General features: G+C 62.6%; 13 protein-coding genes. 5 read left to right on the top strand and 8 right to left on the bottom strand.

From position 1 onward, the window contains the following. Positions 1 to 2: 2 nt before the first annotated feature. The 3 genes from AC07XZ_RS07440 to AC07XZ_RS07430 form a co-directional block, all read right to left on the bottom strand. Positions 3 to 980 carry an ABC transporter substrate-binding protein gene (locus tag AC07XZ_RS07440; RefSeq protein WP_102686353.1) on the bottom strand — a complete coding sequence of 326 codons (978 nt, stop codon included), beginning with the start codon at positions 978 to 980 and terminating at the stop codon, positions 3 to 5. A gap of 401 nt (positions 981 to 1,381) precedes the next feature. Next, positions 1,382 to 2,752 carry an aspartate aminotransferase family protein gene (locus AC07XZ_RS07435; protein WP_102686355.1) on the bottom strand — a complete coding sequence of 457 codons (1,371 nt, stop codon included), beginning with the start codon at positions 2,750 to 2,752 and terminating at the stop codon, positions 1,382 to 1,384. A gap of 32 nt (positions 2,753 to 2,784) precedes the next feature. Then, on the bottom strand, positions 2,785 to 4,278 hold the full coding sequence (locus tag AC07XZ_RS07430; protein ID WP_102686356.1) for an aldehyde dehydrogenase: 1,494 nt from the start codon (positions 4,276 to 4,278) through the stop codon (positions 2,785 to 2,787). Positions 4,279 to 4,515: 237 nt separating this feature from the next. Here AC07XZ_RS07430 and AC07XZ_RS07425 point away from each other — a divergent pair, with 237 nt between their 5' ends. Continuing rightward, positions 4,516 to 5,430, top strand: a complete 915-nt coding sequence (locus tag AC07XZ_RS07425) for a LysR family transcriptional regulator (RefSeq protein ID WP_007958716.1) — start codon at positions 4,516 to 4,518, stop codon at positions 5,428 to 5,430. 3 nt (positions 5,431 to 5,433) lie between these two features. Here the strand turns inward: AC07XZ_RS07425 and hrpB are convergent, their stop codons facing one another. Beyond that, positions 5,434 to 7,953, bottom strand: coding sequence for an ATP-dependent helicase HrpB (gene hrpB / locus AC07XZ_RS07420; protein WP_102686357.1), 2,520 nt, complete (start codon positions 7,951 to 7,953; stop codon positions 5,434 to 5,436). Between the two features lie 108 nt (positions 7,954 to 8,061). Between hrpB and pmcY the strand changes: the two genes are divergently transcribed. Then, the gene (gene pmcY / locus AC07XZ_RS07415) at positions 8,062 to 8,481 is read left to right on the top strand and encodes a periplasmic Zn2+ metallochaperone PmcY (protein ID WP_039771823.1); all 420 of its coding nucleotides are present in this window, start codon (positions 8,062 to 8,064) and stop codon (positions 8,479 to 8,481) included. A 15-nt stretch (positions 8,482 to 8,496) separates the two neighbouring features. Beyond that, positions 8,497 to 9,393 carry a cation diffusion facilitator family transporter gene (locus tag AC07XZ_RS07410; protein WP_102686358.1) on the top strand — a complete coding sequence of 299 codons (897 nt, stop codon included), beginning with the start codon at positions 8,497 to 8,499 and terminating at the stop codon, positions 9,391 to 9,393. On the opposite strand, the gene AC07XZ_RS07405 is transcribed toward AC07XZ_RS07410, so the two are convergent. After that, a complete protein-coding gene (locus tag AC07XZ_RS07405; protein WP_102686359.1) occupies positions 9,387 to 10,436 on the bottom strand; it encodes a DUF6515 family protein in 1,050 nt (349 codons plus the stop codon). The genes AC07XZ_RS07410 and AC07XZ_RS07405 overlap by 7 nt on opposite strands. A gap of 454 nt (positions 10,437 to 10,890) precedes the next feature. Here AC07XZ_RS07405 and AC07XZ_RS07400 point away from each other — a divergent pair, with 454 nt between their 5' ends. Together AC07XZ_RS07400 and AC07XZ_RS07395 are read left to right on the top strand one after the other, a co-directional pair. Then, entirely contained in the window at positions 10,891 to 11,370 is a 480-nt protein-coding gene (locus AC07XZ_RS07400) for an Lrp/AsnC family transcriptional regulator (RefSeq protein ID WP_007909658.1), read from the top strand. A 294-nt stretch (positions 11,371 to 11,664) separates the two neighbouring features. Further along, positions 11,665 to 11,874 (top strand): DUF2788 domain-containing protein, encoded by a 210-nt coding sequence (locus AC07XZ_RS07395; RefSeq protein WP_003228500.1) that lies wholly within the window; start codon positions 11,665 to 11,667, stop codon positions 11,872 to 11,874. Here the strand turns inward: AC07XZ_RS07395 and AC07XZ_RS07390 are convergent. The 3 genes from AC07XZ_RS07390 to AC07XZ_RS07380 form a co-directional block, all read right to left on the bottom strand. Next, positions 11,869 to 12,504 carry a pseudouridine synthase gene (locus AC07XZ_RS07390; protein WP_085612563.1) on the bottom strand — a complete coding sequence of 212 codons (636 nt, stop codon included), beginning with the start codon at positions 12,502 to 12,504 and terminating at the stop codon, positions 11,869 to 11,871. The genes AC07XZ_RS07395 and AC07XZ_RS07390 overlap by 6 nt on opposite strands. 72 nt (positions 12,505 to 12,576) lie before the next feature. Beyond that, positions 12,577 to 14,076: an AMP nucleosidase gene (gene amn, locus AC07XZ_RS07385; protein WP_162130486.1), complete on the bottom strand. Its 1,500-nt coding sequence runs from the start codon at positions 14,074 to 14,076 to the stop codon at positions 12,577 to 12,579. Between the two features lie 192 nt (positions 14,077 to 14,268). After that, a complete protein-coding gene (locus AC07XZ_RS07380) occupies positions 14,269 to 15,918 on the bottom strand; it encodes an acyl-CoA dehydrogenase family protein (protein ID WP_102686360.1) in 1,650 nt (549 codons plus the stop codon). Between the last annotated feature and the right edge of the window lie 33 nt (positions 15,919 to 15,951).

The following is a 15,951-nucleotide window of genomic DNA, read 5'->3' as shown; positions in this document are numbered from 1 at the left end:
TCCTAGAACGGGCTGACGAAACGGTTATCCACCAGATCATCGTTGCTGACGTTGTAGGGCTTGCCCTGCAATTCGCTGGCGGTTTCGTTGGCCAGTTTGATCAGCGGCGCGCTGTCACCCGGCTTGCCCGGCGAGCCAAGGAGTTTTTCGCTCATGGCCTGATCGTAGAAGCGCACGCCCTGCGCGGCGGCGGCCAGTTCCTTCGGATCGGACAGGTAACCGCCGACGCCCTTGGCCATGATTTCGTAGGCTTTCTGTGGATGGTCCTTGGTGAACTGCACTGCTTTGTAGAGGCCGGCGACCAGCGCCTTGACGTCTTCCGGCTGCTTCTCGATCACCGAGCAATTGAGCGCCACCACATCGACGATCACGCCAGGCGTACTGCTGCTGTCGATCAGCACCTTGCCCTGCTGCTTGTCGCGCACCATCGACAGATGCGGCTCCCAGGTCACGGCGGCCGGCACGCGACCGGCAATGAACGCGGTAGCGGCATCGTCGGCGGTCATGTTCTGCACGGTAATGTCGCTCATGCTCATGCCGTTCTTTTTCAGCAGGTACGACAGCCAGAACTGCGAGGTCGACCCTTCGTTGACGGCCACCGCCTGGCCTTTGAGTTCTTGCAGGCTCTTGACGTTCTTGCCGACCAGCACGCCGTCGCCGCCATGGCTGTCATCCAGCGCGGCCACGGCTTTGAAGCAGAACTGCGGGCGGTACTTCAGCACTTCGTCGATGGTCGAGGCCGAGCCGGACAATTGCCCGGACGCCTGGGCGGCCATGTACATCGACGCCTCTTCGACCACCGGCAATTCGACGGTCAGGCCGTTTTCCTTGAAGTAGCCCAGATCCTGAGCCAGATACAGGGTGCCGTAACCGACCCACGTGGTGTGGCCGATCGACAAGGTGCCGGCCTGGGCGGCGGTGACGCAAAGGGCGGAAATCGCCAGAGGACATGCAAGACGGGTAAACAAGGACTTGTTCATGGAGCACTCCCAACGCTGTTGATTTAGTTGTCATGGGCAGTACGGCCAGCCGTGGTGTCGCGATTGCACGCTGCGGTCTCTGCTGGACTCTGGCGGGCAATGCCTTGGCTGGCGAAATCGATGTTGACCCAGGCTTGGCGTCAGGAAAACGAGGAAATAGTTAGACGCGAACGATGAAAAAACTGGGTAGTGCGCACCGCGAAAGGGCGCGTCGGGCGGGGGTGCCCGAGGTGGGTGCAGATTGGGAAAAAGTCTGGCGGAGATCGTTCCCACGCTCTGCGTGGGAGTGCAGCCCAGGACGCTCTGCGTCCCATTCGAGAGCTGGAACGCGGAGCGTCCCTTGAGGCATTTCCACGCAGAGCGTGGGAACGATCAGGACACGGAACGAGCGATCGGGGGAGTTAGAGCCGGCCGTATTCCTGCGCCGTACGATCCAGCGCTTTCAACGTCTTGCCCACCAACTCGTCAATCTCTTCACGACTGGCAATCAGCGCCGGCGCCATGATCATCCGCCCCAGGGTCGAGCGAATGATCACCCCCTCCTCAAAACCGATCGTGCGGCAGCGCCAGGCGATGTCGTTCTCATTGGCAAAGCGCTTGCGCGTAGCCTTGTCCTCGGCCAGTTGCAGCGCCGCAACCATGCCCGTGCCCTGTATATCGCCCACCAGCGGGTGATTGCCGAACACCTCGCGCAGGCACTGTTGCAGGTACGGGCCGATGTCATCCTTGACCCGCGTCACCACGCCTTCATCGCGCAAGGCCTTGAGGTTGGCAATCGCCACCGCCGCCGCCACCGGGTGCCCGGAATAGGTCAGGCCGTGGGCGAACACACCGCCCTGCTCCACCAGCACGTCGGCCATTTTCTTCGACAGGATCAGGCCGCCCATCGGGATGTATCCGGAGGTCAGGCCCTTGGCGATGGACAGGGTGTCCGGCTCGAAACCGAAGTATTCGTGGGCGAACCATTCGCCGGTGCGACCGAAGCCGCCGATCACTTCATCGGCGCACAACAGCACATCGTACTTGCGACAGATGCGCTGGATTTCCGGCCAGTAGCTTTCCGGCGGGAAGATCATCCCGCCCGCGCCCTGGAACGGCTCGGCGATGAATCCGGCGACCTTGTCCGCGCCCAGTTCGAGGATCTTCGCTTCCAGTTGCTGCGCCGCCCGCAGACCGAATTCAGCCGGGGTCAGGTTGCCTTCGTGGGCGAAGAAGTACGGCTCGTCGATGTGCGCGATGTCGGGAATCATCCCGCCCATTTCGTGCATGAACTTCATGCCACCGAGGGCCGTCGCCGCCAGGGTCGAACCGTGATAGCCGTTCCAGCGGCCGATCATGATTTTCTTCTCGGGCTTGCTCAGCACCTGCCAGTAACGGCGCACGGTACGGATCAGCACCTCGTTGGCCTCGGAGCCGGAGTTGGTGTAGATCGCGTGGCTGTAGTGCCCAGGCAGCAGGCTGAACAGCAACTCGGAGAGCTCGATCACCTGCGGGTGGGTGGTGTGGAAAAACATGTTGTAGTACGGCAACTGCTCCAGTTGCCGGCTCGCCGCGGCGTTCAGATCCTTGCGCCCGTAGCCGAGGTTGGTGCACCACAGCCCGGACATGCCGTCGAGGTAACGCCGACCATCGTTGTCCCACAGATGCAGGCGGTCACCGCGCACCATCACCCGTGGGCCTTCGTCGTTGAGGGCCTTCTGGTCGACGAACGCATGAATGTGGTGCGCTGCATCGGCGGCCTGGTAGTCGCGGGTTTCACGTGAGGTGGTCATCGCCGGATCTCCTTTCTTGTTGTGAGCGGCTGTCATGAGCGCAGTTGAAACCAGGTGGTTTTCAACTGGGTGTATTTGTCGAACGAGTGCAGCGACAGATCGCGGCCGAAACCGGACTGCTTGCCACCGCCGAACGGCACGGTCACGTCCAGCGCATCGACGCTGTTGACCGACACCGTACCGGCTCGCAATTGCCGCGCCACCCGGTGCGCGCGGTGCAGATCATCGGTCCACAGCGACGCCGCCAGACCGTAGACGCTGTCGTTGGCCAGTTGCAGGGCGTGGGCCTCGTCATCGAACGGAATCACCGCCAGCACCGGGCCGAACACTTCTTCACGAAACAGGGTCATGTGCGGCTGCACGTCGGTGAAAATCGTGGGCTGAATGAAGTTGCCCGAACCGTTGAAACTTAGTTGCCGACCTCCGCAGACGCGGGTCGCGCCTTCACGCTCAGCCTGATGGATGAAGCGCAGAATGCTTTCGGTCTGACGAGTATCGACGATTGCCCCGGCCGCACTCGCAGGGTCCAGCGGATCGCCCGGCTGCCAACGTTCGGCCTGAGCCTTCAGGCGCTCGACGAACTGATCATGAATCGAGCGCTCCACCAGCAACCGCGAGTTGGCCGAGCAAACTTCGCCCTGATTGAAGAAGATCCCGAACGCGGCCTTCTGCGCCGCCAGATCCAGATCCTTGCAGTCGGCGAACACCAGATTGGCGCTCTTGCCGCCGCACTCCAGCCATACCTGCTTGAGGTTCGACTGCGCGGAGTACTGCATGAAATATTTGCCGACCTGAGTCGAGCCGGTGAACACCAGACAATCGACATCCGGGTGCAGGCCCAAAGCTTTGCCGGCCTGCTCTCCAAGCCCCGGCAGCACGTTCAGCACACCGGCCGGCAGCCCGGCTTCCAGCGCCAGCTCGGCCAGACGCAATGCGGAGAACGGTGATTGCTCGGCGGGTTTGAGGATCACCGAGTTGCCCGCCGCCAGCGCCGGTGCGAGTTTCCACGCGGCCATGTCCAGCGGGAAATTCCACGGCACCACGGCGGCGACCACGCCCAGCGCTTCGCGGGTGATGGTCGCCAGTACATTCGAGGCGCTCGGCGCGACCTGATCGTAGAGTTTGTCGAGGCTTTCGGCGTACCAGCGAAACACCCCGGCGGCGCCCGGGACGTCGATGTTGTAAGCGTCCATCACCGGCTTGCCCATGTTCAGCGAATCGAGCAGCGCCAGCTCTTCGCGATGGGCCAGAATCAGATCCGCCAGCCGCAACAACACTTGCTTGCGCTCGGTCGGTGAACGCCCGGCCCAGGTGCCGGCCTCGAACACCTGTCGCGCATTCTGCACCGCCGCATCGACGTCTTCTTCACCGCACGCGGCGACGTTTGCCAGCAGCTGGCCGGTGGCCGGGTTGATCGCGGCAAAGGTCTGCCCCGACTGCGCCGCACGCAATTTACCGTCGATCACGGCCTGGTACGGATAGCTCAATTCAGCGGTCTTGCGCTGCCAGTCTGCAAGCTCGAACACGGTGGTTGCTCCTTGGACTTTTATTCTTTTGCGAACAGTGCGCAGTGATAGTCGCTCAGGCCCGTGCGGGCTAAAACCAGTAAAAATGTCTTCGCAGACAATAAAAAAGGTAACCAGCCGATGGCCCCTTCGCGCGCGTATGGGGCTATTGTTCAGGGACAAAAAACCGCCGACAGAACGGAGGCCGGCGGCTTACAAATTGCTTGGATGTGAAATCCGTTCGCTTTGAGGTTCACCGTGGCCGCTTACAACCTGCGTCAGTTGAAATATTTCATCACCACCGTCGAATGCGGCAGCGTCGCCGAGGCTTCGCGCAAGCTGTACATCGCGCAACCGGCGATTTCCACGGCGATCAAGGGGCTGGAAGACAGCTTCGGCGTGCAACTGCTGATCCGCCATCACGCCCAAGGCGTGTCGCTAACGCCTAGCGGCGCGCGGTTCTTCCGCAAGGCCCAGGAACTGCTGCGCATGGCCAAGGAGTTCGAACAGAACGCCCTCGCCGACAACGACGTGGTGGCCGGGCAGATCGATATCGGCTGTTTTGAAACCGTCGCGCCGCTGTACCTGCCGCAACTGATTGCCGGCTTCTCGGCGCTGTATCCGGGGGTGAAGATCCGCATCCGCGACGGCGAACAACAGGAACTGGTGCAAGGCCTGACCTCGGGCACCTTCGACCTGGCAATCCTCTACAAACACGACCTCGACGCCACCATCGAAACCGAACCCCTGATGCCGGCCCAACGGCCTTACGCCCTGCTCCCGGCAGATCACCGCTTCGCCCAGCTCAAGCAGGTTTCGCTGCGGGACTTGTGCCTGGAACCGATGATCCTGCTCGACGTGCAACCGAGCCGCACCTACTTCGTCAGCCTGTTCGAAGAACTCGGGCTGTCGCCGCGCATCGAATTCAGCTCGCCGTCGATCGAAATGGTGCGCGGCATGGTCGGCCAGGGTTTCGGCTTCTCGATCCTGGTCACCCGCCCGCATTCGGAATGCACCTACGACGGCAAGAAAGTCGTGTGCGTCGACATCGTCGAAGACGTCACCGGCTCAGGCCTCGTGGCCGCGTGGCTCAAACGCGGACAACTGACCAAACCGGCGCAGTTGTTTGCCGATTATTGCCGGGAGCAGCTGACCGCGAAGGCCAGTCGCTGACCCTCACGTACCGCGCGGCTTGGCCCGGGCGGTGGCTTCAGCCACCAGCGGATCATCCGGCCAATAGTGCTTCGGATACCGCCCCTTCAGATCCTTCTTCACCTCGGCATAGGTGCTGCGCCAGAAGTTGGCCAGATCCTGCGTCACCTGCACCGGACGCCGTGCGGGCGACAGCAGGTGCAGCTTGACCACCTGCCGGCCGCCGGCGATGCGCGGTGTGTCGGCGAGGCCGAACAGCTCCTGCAAGCGCACGGCGAGAATCGGTGGCTGTTCGCTGTAGTCGAGTCGAATCGACGAGCCCGACGGCACGCTCAGGTGATGCGGTGCCTGTTCATCGAGCTGTTGCGGCAGTGGCCATGGCAGCAGATTGCGCACGATGCTCGACAGGTCGAGGTTGGCGAAATGACTGAGGCGCGAGACCTTGCCCAAGTACGGCATCAGCCAGTCTTCAAGGGTTTTCAGCAGCGTGGCGTCGCTGACATCCGGCCATTGGCTTTCGCCTTTGGCGTCCAGGTCGAGCTGACGCAGCAACGCGACTCGCGCCTGCCACTGGCGCAGTTCCGGGGTCCACGGCAGCAGCTCCAGCCCCTTGCGCCGCACCAGATTGACCAGTGCCTGACTGCGGGCGTTTTCGTCGAGACCGGTCAGAGGTTCGCGGCTGAGGATCAGTTCGCCGACCTTGCGTTGGCGCTCGGCGCGCAACACGCCTTCGCGTTCGTCCCAGTCCAGTTGATCGACGTTGTGCACTTGTTCGGCCAGCACCGAATCGAACAGCGCCGGATCGAAATCTGCCGCCAGATAAATCCGTTCCTCACGCTGGCCCTGACGGCTGCCGAGGTCGGCGATGACGATCCACGGTTCCTTCATCAGGCTGTCGGCTTCGGCGAACAGCGCCGCGCGGCCGTTGGCCAGACGATATTCGGCACCACCGGCACGCCGCTGCTGAGCGACGCGGTCCGGGTAGGCCAGCGCCAGCAAGGCGCCGAGCCAGCGCGGGTGATCCGGATCGGCAACTGGTTCGCTGGCCTTGCCGCGCAGATAGCCGCGATATTGCCGCGCCAGTTGCCGGGCGCGCTGCACGCCGCCCTGGGCACCACGGGCCGCGCGTTCTTCGCCGGACAGCAGCACCAGACGGCTGTGCAGATCCGCCCCGGCACCGCGCAAAATGTCGCGCTCGCCGAGCAACGCGGCGACGTCGCACGCCATGGTCGCCAAGCCCAGTGCCTGACCACGCAACAGCAAATGCGCGATGCGCGGATGGGCCGGCAATTCAGCCATGGCCTGCCCGTGACGGTTGAGGCTTTCACCGTCCAGTGCACCGAGGCGCTGCAACAAATCCTGAGCCTGTGCATAAGCGGCGGCCGGCGGCACGTCCAGCCAGATCAGATCACTCGGCGCCACGCCCCAGCGACCGAGTTGCAAAGCCAGCCCAGCCAGATCCGCCGACAGAATTTCCGCGCTGCCATAAGCCGCCAGCTGTTCATGCTGATCCTGCGACCACAGCCGATAACACACGCCCGGCTCCAGACGCCCGGCCCGACCCGCGCGCTGGGTGGCACTGGCTTTGGAGATGCGCTGAGTGTCGAGGCGGGTCATGCCGCTGCCCGGATCGAAACGCGGCACTCGCGCCAGCCCGGCGTCGATCACCACGCGCACGCCGTTGATGGTCAGGCTGGTCTCGGCGATGTTGGTGGCCAGCACCACTTTGCGCTGGCCTGCCGGCGCCGGGTCGATGGCGGCACGCTGGGCATTCAGGTCGAGTTCGCCGTGCAACGGGCAGAGCAACACGTCGCTGCGCTCACCGATGGCGTCCGCCAGTTGTTGATGAACACGCCGGATTTCCGCCTGCCCCGGCAGAAACACCAACAGGCTGCCGGTTTCATCGTGCAGCGCTTCGAGCACCGTTTGCGTGACGCGTTGATCGATGTATTCGCCGGGCTGGAACGGCCGGCCCCAGCGCATCGTCACCGGGAACATCCGGCCTTCGCTGCGCAGGATCGGCGCGTCGTCGAGCAACCCGGCCAGACGTTCGCCTTCAAGGGTGGCGGACATCAGCAGAATCTTCAGCGGTTGTTCAGCTCGAAACAGCTCGCGACCGTTCAGACTGAGGGCCAGCGCCAGATCGGCGTCGAGGCTGCGTTCGTGAAATTCGTCGAAGATCAGCAGGCCCACGCCTTCCAGCGCCGGGTCGTCCTGCAGACGCCGGGTGAGAATGCCTTCGGTAACCACTTCGATGCGCGTATTGGGGCCGACCTTGCTGTCGAGGCGGATGCAGTAACCGACGGTTTCACCGACCTTCTCGCCCAGCTCGCTGGCCAGCCGCTCCGCCGCTGCACGCGCCGCCAGTCGACGCGGTTCGAGCATGAGGATGGTCTGCCCGTTCAGCCACGCTTCATTGAGCAGGGCCAAGGGCACGCGGGTGGTTTTACCGGCGCCGGGCGGTGCTTCGAGCACGGCTTCGTGGCGTGTCGCGAGGGCTTCACGCAGGGCAGGTAAAACGTCATCGATCGGCAACGAATTCATACTGGCTCCAAAACAGAGGGCCGAGTATAACGGCGAACTGCCAGGCGTTCGTCAGGGTCTTAACTTCACACGATGACGCTTCGTTAACAGATGACTCAGGAGATTCCCATGCGCTTACCTTTTCGCCTGATCGGCGGTGTACTGGTTGCCACCCTGCTCACTCAGATCACCGCGTGCGGTTCGATTTTCTACCCAGACCGGCGCGGCCAGATCGACGGCAAGATCGACCCGGCGATTGCCGTGCTCGATGCCGTGGGCCTGTTGTTCTATATCCTTCCCGGCGTGATCGCGTTTGCAGTGGACTTCGCCACCGGCGCGATCTACTTCGAACCGGGCCATACGGCGCAGGTCGATCCGGCCAAGCTCAAGCAAGCCATCGGCCCGGACGGTCAGGTCGATAACTTGAAGTTGCAGGCTATTCTCGAAACGGAGCTGGGCCGCAATCTGCCGCTGGACGACCCGCGCCTGATCCAGCACAAGGGCAGCACCCAGCAACTGGCGATGTTCGGCCTGCAACCTGCCGCTTAAGGAATAGACGCACCCATGACCACAAGCACCGAACACGCCCGCCTGCTGCGGCTGGCGACCCGCGCCTCGGTGGCGGTGGCCTGTACGCTGATCATCGCCAAAGCCATCGCCTGGTGGCTGAGCGGTTCGGTGAGCATGCTCGCCGGCCTCACCGACTCGGCCCTCGATGGCGTCACTTCGTTGCTCAATCTGCTGGCGGTGCATTACGCGCTGCGCCCGGCGGATGATGATCACCGTTATGGGCACGGCAAGGCCGAGTCTCTGGCGGGCATGGCACAGGCGTTATTCATTGGTGGCAGTGCGGTGCTGATCGCGTTTCAGGCTTATGAGCGTTTGAAAAATCCGGAGCCGCTCGGCGCGCCGTGGCTGAGCATTGGTGTGATCGTGTTTTCCCTGCTGCTGACTGTCGCGCTGTTGATGCTGCAGCATCGGGTCATCAAGCAGACCGGGTCCAACGCGGTGCGGGCGGATTCGCTGCATTACCGTTCGGACCTGTTGCTCAACGGCAGCATTCTGATTGCGCTGGTGTTGGCCGGATTGGGGTTCGATCAGCTGGATGCGTGGTTCGGTCTGGGAATTGCGGCGTACATTTTGTGGAGCGCGATTCAGATCGCCCGGGAAAGTTTTTCGGTGCTGATGGATGAAGAGCTGCCGACGGATGTCAGTCAGCACATGCTCGAACTGGCGTGCGGCGTGCCAGGCGTTTTGGGTGCGCATGATTTGCGCACGCGTATTTCCGGCAATCACTGGTTCGTGCAGTTGCACCTGGAATTGCCGGGGGAGCTGACGCTGTCAGTCGCCCATGGCATCAGCGATCAGGCGGCGGATGCGATTCACAAAGCCTACCCACGGGCCGAAGTGCTGGTGCACGCCGACCCGCAGGAAGTGGTCAAAGCCGCTCGGGCTCAGTAGTTGACCTGATAACCGCGACTGCTCAGGCAATTGCCCTGGGCCTGACGGTAGGCCTGCACCACTTCGGGTGCCGGTTGATAAGTCGCGGTGCGCGGATTGAAGCCGCTCTGCTGCACCGCGTACTGATAACACTCGTACCCGTCGCGTTGAACCTGCTCCGGTGACTGACCGTTGGCCGGATAGGCTTCCACGTCATAGCCATTGCCGGTCGGCTGCGGTGGCTGCTGCACCGGCGGCTCGACCACCACGTAATCCTGGGTCGCTTCCTGATACGCGTAGTACGAGCCAGCAGCGAGGAACAGCAGCGAACCGCCGATCCACACTTCCCGAGCGTAATCCGGCAGGTACTGGATGCGAATCCCGCGCGGCGGCTGAACCACGATGTAGCGCGGGCCTTGCGGGCGATACCAGTAGCCGCCGGAGTAGAAATAGTCCTGGCCGCGATACGGCACACGGTAATCGCGATCCGGAAAACGGTCGATCACATGGCCCGGCCGGTATTGCGGGCCCGGGCCCCAGCCGTTGCCATGCCCGTCCGGGCGACCCGGCCAGCGATTGTCGTTGGGGCGGTTGCCGGTCTGCCAGTTCTGGTGATAGCCGTTCTGCGGGCGCTCGTCGCGGTAGTAACCCTGACGGGGTTCCTGGGTCTGGCGCACGGTGTCGGGGCGCGGCTGGATCGGCAGGTCATTGGCCGGCAGTTGCGGCGGCGGTGGCGGCTGGCGCACCGGGTTGGGGTTGTAGGCCGGACGTGGCTGGTTCTGGTTCTGCCACTGGCCGTTGTTCGGTTGGCCGTGATTCTGCTGGCCGTTGTGCTCGAACTGGCGGCTGTTGTCGCCACGAATGATGTCGTTGTTCTGCCGCTGCGGATTATCTTGGCCGTGCTGCTGATTGCCGCCGCCATGGCCCTGATTGTTGCCCTGATGCTCCGGCCCGCGTCCGCCGCCGTCGGGGCCGCGATTCTGCGGCTCATCCGCCAGCGCTTGCGCACCGACACTCACACACAGCAAACCAACACTGGCCAGACGCCAGATGCGCGACTTCATGAAATTCCTCACTGCGGACTAGAGCCTGAAATTAAGAGGGCGTGTAGCTAAGACCGGGGATGGGCACACCGGGTTCTGCTACAGGTTATCAGTCACGTCATTTATTTATTGAGCGAGAAGAGTCAAATCGCGGGCAAGAAAAAAGGGAGACCCGTCGGCCTCCCTTCTAGAGAACTTCGTCCTGGCTCGACGCTTTTGACATCGGCTCACCTCACGCCGTCTTCTGGACAGTGTGCAGCTCGGGGGCCGGCACAACCCCGGTGGGGGTGGCGGCCGCGGCAGGCCGGATTGGGCGGGCCGCGTGGACTGTGTTACCGAGCAGTGATTCTGGTGATAAGAATAGGCCCGGCGCCGCGACAGATGATTGCGAAGATTGCTCAAATAAACATCACTTGCGCAATTTTTAACCCTGGATAGATAATCCGCCGCAATAGTTAAGACAAAGGACCGTTTGATGAGCAAACTCGACCGTTACGACCTCAGTATTTTGGCGGAATTGCAGCGCGACGCCCGCATCTCCAACCAGGAACTGGCCGAGCGCATCGGTCTGTCGCCCTCCCCGTGCTCGCGCCGGGTCAAGCAACTGGAGGACGACGGCTACATTTCCCGCCAGGTCGCCCTGCTCGATCGCAAGATGCTCGGCCTGAGCCTGACCGCCTACGTACTGATCGGCATGGACCGGCACACGCCGGAGCGTTTCGAGAACTTCGAAGCGGCGATCCGCACGTTGCCGCAAGTGCTGGAATGCAGCCTGGTCACCGGTGTCGATGCCGATTATCAGCTGAAAGTGGTGGTGCCGGACATGGATCACTATCAGAAGCTGCTGCTGGGGCACCTGACCCGGATCGAAGGCGTGACCAGCGTGCGCTCGAGCTTTGTGCTGAATCAGGTGCTCAACAGCACTGAATTGCCGCTGACTCATCTGCGTAGCTGATCAAGAGCTGCCCTCATCGGAACGCCGCCCGCCCAGCCCTCTCCCGCAGGGAGAGGGGGCCGACGGTGGGTTGCTCGAGAAGTACGCCGACCTGAACGCCCTGCTGTGAATCCATAATCGACTGGAAATTTCAGGTCGATGTATGACGCCAGACACCTCGGTCAGTCCCCTCTCCCCCCGGGAGAGGGTTAGGGTGAGGGCCAGTCGTCGGATCAGACCCAGATCAATGCCACCCCGCCCCCCTTGGCGTATACTCGCCGCGCCCTTTTAGCCCCGTGCGTGCCGGAGAACCCGATGGATCCAGCAGTATTTGAAGAGTGGATGATGACCGGTCTGGTCAGCATCCTGATCATTTTCATGGGTTTCATCGTCTGGGATCTGGCGAAGAAGTCCAAGGCCGGGCGCTTTGGCTCGTTCATTCTGTTTTTCGTGCTGGGCCTGGGCGTGGCCGCATTCATCATCAAGAGCGTGGTGATCGGCCTGATCGAGTCCGGCGCCTTATAAGCGCGCCGGCACTTCTTTCCACTGTCCCTGATCGAGCCCTTCGATCGTCCAGTCACCAATCCTGACCCGTACCAGCCGCAACGTCGGCAGCCCGACCGCCGCCGTCATCCGCCGCACCTGGCGGTTGCGTCCTTCGCGAATCACCAGTTCCAGCCAGGTTGTCGGAATCGTTGCGCGAAAGCGTACCGGTGGATTGCGCGGCCACAGCTCGGGCTCATCCAGTTGCCGCGCTTGCGCGGGCAAGGTCATGCCGTCATTCAATTCGACGCCGTCGCGCAGACGCTGCAACTGCTCGGCCGTCGGCACGCCTTCGACCTGCACCCAATAGGTTTTCGCCAGCTTGTGCTTGGGGTCGGCGATCCGCGCCTGCAACTGGCCGTCGTTGGTCAGCAGCAGCAAACCTTCGCTGTCACGATCCAGCCGTCCGGCCGGGTAGATGCCCGGAATGTCGATGTAATCCTTGAGCGTCGCCCGCCCTTCGCCGTCGCTGAATTGCGTCAGCACATCGAACGGTTTGTTGAACAGGATCAGCTTCGGCTCAGCGGGCGGTGCCTTGGCAACACGGCGCGGGGCTGAAGAAGCTGGCTTCGCGCCGGGGCGGCGGGAAGGTGGACGTTGAGGACGGGACATAAGAGAGCAGACATTTAGCGATCAGGGCTGACAATGCTAGTGCCCCGACCGCCAAATGACCACGACAAACCGTTAGCGGAACGGCGGCTCGTCGAAGCTGCGCAGTTTGCGCGAGTGCAGCGAATTGAGTTCGGTGCGCAGCAGATCCACCGCTTCAATGCCGATCTTCAAGTGCTGGCTGACCGCACGCTCGTAGAACGCGTTGGCCGAACCCGGCAGCTTGATTTCGCTGTGCAGCGGCTTGTCCGATACACACAGCAACGTGCCGTACGGCACCCGCAGGCGATAACCCTGGGCGGCGATGGTGCCGCTTTCCATGTCCACGGCCACGGCGCGGGACAGGTTGATCAGCGGTCGTTCCTGAGCCCAGCGCAATTCCCAGTTGCGGTCGTCGTAGGTCAGCACGGTGCCGGTACGCAGACGTTTTTTCAGCTCTTCGCCTTTTTCGCCGGTGATATTGGCTGCCGCTTGTTGCAGCGCCAGTTGCACTTCGGCCAGCGCCGGAATCGGAATGTTCGGCGGCACCACCCGGTCGAGAATACCGTCGCGACGCATGTAAGCGTGGGCCAGCACGTAGTCGCCGATGGTCTGCGACTGACGCAGGCCGCCGCAGTGACCGATCATCAGCCAGCAATGCGGACGCAGCACAGCCAGGTGGTCGGTGATGTTCTTGGCGTTGGACGGGCCGACGCCGATATTGACCAAGGTCACGCCGTGGCCATCGCTGGCGATCAGGTGATAGGCCGGCATCTGGTAGCGGTGCCAGACCACACCGGCCGCAATCGCCGAGGCTTCGCCGTGATCCATGCCCTTTTCGATGATCACGTTGCCCGGCAAGACCATGCGTACGAAACGCGGGTCGCGGCGCAGTTGTTCCAGGCCATGGACGATGAACTGGTCGACATAACGGTGGTAGTTGGTCAGCAGAATCCACGGCTGCACATGGCGCCAGTCGCTGCCGGTGTAGTGCACCAGACGACGCAGCGAGAAGTCGACGCGCGCGGCGTCAAACAGCGCCAGCGGCAGCGGATCGGTGTTTTCCCAGTCGTAGAGACCGTCGGCGATGCCATCGGTGGCGGCGGACAGGTCGGTACTCGGGAACACCCGTGCCAGCACGGCGGCAGTGACGCCAGAGCCGGCCAGTTCATCGCCCTGCTCGACCACGTACGGATATGGAATGTTCTGCTCGCTGACCCCGACTTCGACGGTCACGGTGAAGTCGTGCATCAGCGGCGTGAGCTGTTCCAGCAGGTATTTGCGAAACGCCGCCGGGTGGGTGACGGTCACGCTGTAGGTGCCCGGCAACTGCACCTTGGCGTAGGCGCGGGTGGTCTGCGGGACTTCGCCCTGGCAGTGGTAGGTCAGACGCAGTTCGGGATAACGGAACAGGGCACGTTGCTCGGCGTCGGGCTCGACGCGATCCTTGAGATAACGCTTGAGCGCCGAGTTCAGCGCCGTGGTGGCCCGCTCATGCAGCTCGGCGAGACGATCCACGGCCTGTTCGGCGGTTTGAACGACAATAAACGCTTCGGTCACGATCAGCTTCCTGTGTTCTGACTTGCAGAGCTTCATCTTGCCTGCATCGTGGCGTCACGGAAACAGTGGCGTTGTGGGTTCACCCTAATCATTCAAACAATGAAGATCCCTGTGGGAGCGAGCTTGCCCGCGATGAGGCCATCACATTCAACATCGATGTTGACTGACAGGCCGTCATCGCTGGCAAGCCAGCTCCCACAGGGTTTTGTTGTGTTTGGGCGACTTGGGTCAGAAACCTTGCGGCGTAGAGCGGGCGACGATGGCTTCGACATCCAGTCCGCGCGGCAACGCGCCGTAGGCCCGCCCGCCTCCGTTCAGACGACTGGCGATGAACGCATCGCTGACCGCCGAATTCCCGGCCTCCAGCAGCAACTTCGCTTGCAGTCCCAGAGCAATGTCTTCAGTCAGTTGCCGAGCGCGGTACTGAATGTCGCTGGTGTCCTTGAACTGTGCCTGCAATTGCTGAATGTGCGCGGCCAGTCGCTTGTCGCCATGACCGTCGCCCAACTCGCTGAACAACACATCGAGTACGCCCGGCTCTTTCGACAAGGCGCGCAACACATCGAGGCATTGCACGTTGCCGGAGCCTTCCCACGTCGAGTTCACCGGCGCTTCGCGGTACAGCCGCGGCAGGATGCTCTCCTCGACATAGCCAGCACCGCCCATGCACTCGGCGGCTTCGTTGATCATCCCCGGCGCACGTTTGCAGATCCAGTATTTACCCACCGCCGTCACCAGTCGGGCGAACTGCGCTTCATGGCGATCGTCCAGATGATCCAGCGCCTTGCCCATGCGCAGGCTCAGCGCCAGCGCGGCTTCGCTTTCCAGCGCCAGATCGGCCAGCACGTTCTGCATCAGTGGCTGTTCACTGAGCAGTTTGCCGCCGACCTTGCGATGGGCGCAGTGATGGCTGGCCTGAGTCAGCGCCTGACGCATCAGCGAGCTGGAGCCGACCATGCAATCGAAACGGGTCATCGCCACCATCTCGATGATGGTCGGCACGCCGCGCCCTTCTTCGCCGACCATCCATGCCAGCGCGCCTCGGAATTCCACTTCGCTGGAAGCGTTGGACTGGTTGCCGAGCTTGTTTTTCAGGCGCTGGATGTAGAACTGATTGCGCGTGTCGTCCGGGCGATGGCGCGGCAGCAGGAAGCAGCTCAAGCCCTTGTCGGTTTGCGCCAGCGTCAGGAACGCATCGCACATCGGCGCCGAACAGAACCACTTGTGCCCCACCAGTTCATAGGCCTGGCCCGGGCCGCTGGCGCCGACCGGATAAGCTTTGGTGGTGTTGGCACGCACGTCGGTGCCGCCCTGTTTCTCGGTCATCGCCATGCCAATGGTGACGCCCGCCTTGTGGGCCATGCCGACATTGCGCGGGTCGTATTCGGTGGCGAGGATTTTCGGCAGCCATTGCTCAGCCAGATTCGGCTGCAAACGCATCGCGGGGACACTGGCGAAGGTCATGGTCAGCGGGCAACCACTGCCGGCTTCGGCCTGACTGTGCAGATAGGACATGGAAGCGCGGGCGACATGGGCGCCGTCCTGTGGATGAGCCCAGGGCAACGACGTCAAGCCATGTTCAATGGCGATGCGCATCAGCTCGTGATACGCCGGATGAAACTCCACCAGGTCGATGCGATGTCCATAGCGGTCATGACTGGCGAACACCGGTTTGTTCTGGTTGGCGAGGAACCCGGCCTCCATCAGCGGCCCGCCGGCCAGCGCGCCGTAGGCGTCGATCCGCGACTCGGCCCAGCCGGCACCGAACCGCCGCGACCACTCCTGCAACGGCAGGTCGATGCGGTATAGATTGGTGCCGTCCAGCGACGGTGGCTGGTTGGTGACTTCGTGAGTTTCGGCGAACTGATGCAGGTTCATGACGGGGCTCCTTGATCGGCCAGAGCTTCAGTT

This window comes from Pseudomonas sp. GW458-11-26-14-LB4, from assembly GCF_059423925.1.
Note: the sequence above shows the minus strand (reverse complement) of the source record. Positions and strands in the feature narration are given on the sequence as shown.

Bases quoted from the DNA above. Each gene is read 5' to 3' on its own strand.
- AC07XZ_RS07440 (WP_102686353.1), bottom strand. From the start codon at position 980: ATGAACAAGTCCTTGTTTACCCGTCTTGCATGTCCTCTGGCGATTTCC.
- AC07XZ_RS07435 (WP_102686355.1), bottom strand. From the start codon at position 2,752: ATGACCACCTCACGTGAAACCCGCGACTACCAGGCCGCCGATGCAGCG.
- hrpB (WP_102686357.1), bottom strand. From the start codon at position 7,953: ATGAATTCGTTGCCGATCGATGACGTTTTACCTGCCCTGCGTGAAGCC.
- pmcY (WP_039771823.1), top strand. From the start codon at position 8,062: ATGCGCTTACCTTTTCGCCTGATCGGCGGTGTACTGGTTGCCACCCTG.
- AC07XZ_RS07410 (WP_102686358.1), top strand. From the start codon at position 8,497: ATGACCACAAGCACCGAACACGCCCGCCTGCTGCGGCTGGCGACCCGC.
- AC07XZ_RS07405 (WP_102686359.1), bottom strand. From the start codon at position 10,436: ATGAAGTCGCGCATCTGGCGTCTGGCCAGTGTTGGTTTGCTGTGTGTG.
- AC07XZ_RS07400 (WP_007909658.1), top strand. From the start codon at position 10,891: ATGAGCAAACTCGACCGTTACGACCTCAGTATTTTGGCGGAATTGCAG.
- AC07XZ_RS07395 (WP_003228500.1), top strand. From the start codon at position 11,665: ATGGATCCAGCAGTATTTGAAGAGTGGATGATGACCGGTCTGGTCAGC.
- AC07XZ_RS07390 (WP_085612563.1), bottom strand. From the start codon at position 12,504: ATGTCCCGTCCTCAACGTCCACCTTCCCGCCGCCCCGGCGCGAAGCCA.
- amn (WP_162130486.1), bottom strand. From the start codon at position 14,076: ATGAAGCTCTGCAAGTCAGAACACAGGAAGCTGATCGTGACCGAAGCG.
- AC07XZ_RS07380 (WP_102686360.1), bottom strand. From the start codon at position 15,918: ATGAACCTGCATCAGTTCGCCGAAACTCACGAAGTCACCAACCAGCCA.